Annotated in this window: 2 protein-coding genes; both read left to right on the forward strand. The window is 50.4% G+C overall.

Translation table 11 applies throughout. The annotated features are described in order from the left end of the window. Window positions 1-552, forward strand: a 552-nt coding sequence (locus B2751_RS14900; RefSeq protein ID WP_290775496.1) for a phosphopentomutase, incomplete at its 5' end; no start/stop codon positions are given. A gap of 18 nt (window positions 553-570) precedes the next feature. Beyond that, on the forward strand, window positions 571-1,027 hold a 457-nt coding region (locus B2751_RS14905), incomplete at its 3' end, for a purine-nucleoside phosphorylase (RefSeq protein ID WP_414655219.1).

Here is a 1,027-nt window from a genome sequence, read left to right on the forward strand (position 1 = left end):
CGGACAGCGAACCGTCACGACTATGCACTTAAACCATTCGACCGGACGGTCATGAACGAACTCGAGACGGCAGGACTTGATGTCATCTCGCTCGGTAAGATTGCTGATATCTACGATGGAGAAGGCGTCACGGATGCAATCCGGACGAAGTCGAACATGGACGGGATGGATCAGCTCGTGAATCAACTTGATCGTGATTTCAACGGACTTTGCTTCTTAAACCTTGTCGATTTCGATGCGTTGTTCGGACACCGTCGTGATCCGCAAGGCTACGGACAAGCACTCGAAGAGTTCGATGCGCGTCTTCCGGAAGTGTTTGCTCGCTTAAACGAAGACGATCTCTTGATCATCACGGCTGACCACGGAAACGATCCGGTTCATGCTGGGACTGACCACACGCGAGAATACGTACCATTGCTTGCTTATCACAAAAACAGTGTCGCAAAACCGCTCGGTATCCGTGAGACGTTCGCTGATCTTGGGGCAACGGTTGCTGAAAACTTCGGTGTCAAAATGCCGGCACACGGAACAAGCTTTTTAACAGAACTATAATTCGAGGGAGCGATTCAGATGACAGTCAACTGGAATGAAACACGTTCGTTTTTAGAAAGCAAGATGCAGGCGAAACCGGAAATCGGATTGATTCTCGGTTCAGGACTGGGTGTCCTCGCTGATGAGATCGAAAACCCGATCGCAATTCCATACCATGAAATCCCGAACTTCCCGGTCTCAACGGTTGAAGGACACGCCGGACAACTCGTCTTCGGAACACTTGAAGGGAAACAAGTCGTTGCGATGCAAGGACGATTCCACTTCTATGAAGGATACTCAATGGATATGGTGACGTTCCCAGTACGCGTCATGAAAGCGATCGGCGTCGAGACACTGATCGTCACGAACGCAGCCGGTGCGTGTAACGAAGCATTCGAACCAGGAGATTTGATGTTGATCACGGATCACATCAACTTCTTCGGTACGAATCCGTTGATCGGTAAGAACGTCGACGAGATGGGACCACGTTTCCCCC

The sequence above is a fragment of the Exiguobacterium sp. UBA6282 genome, from assembly GCF_002440475.1.
Lineage (GTDB): Bacteria > Bacillota > Bacilli > Exiguobacteriales > Exiguobacteriaceae > Exiguobacterium_A.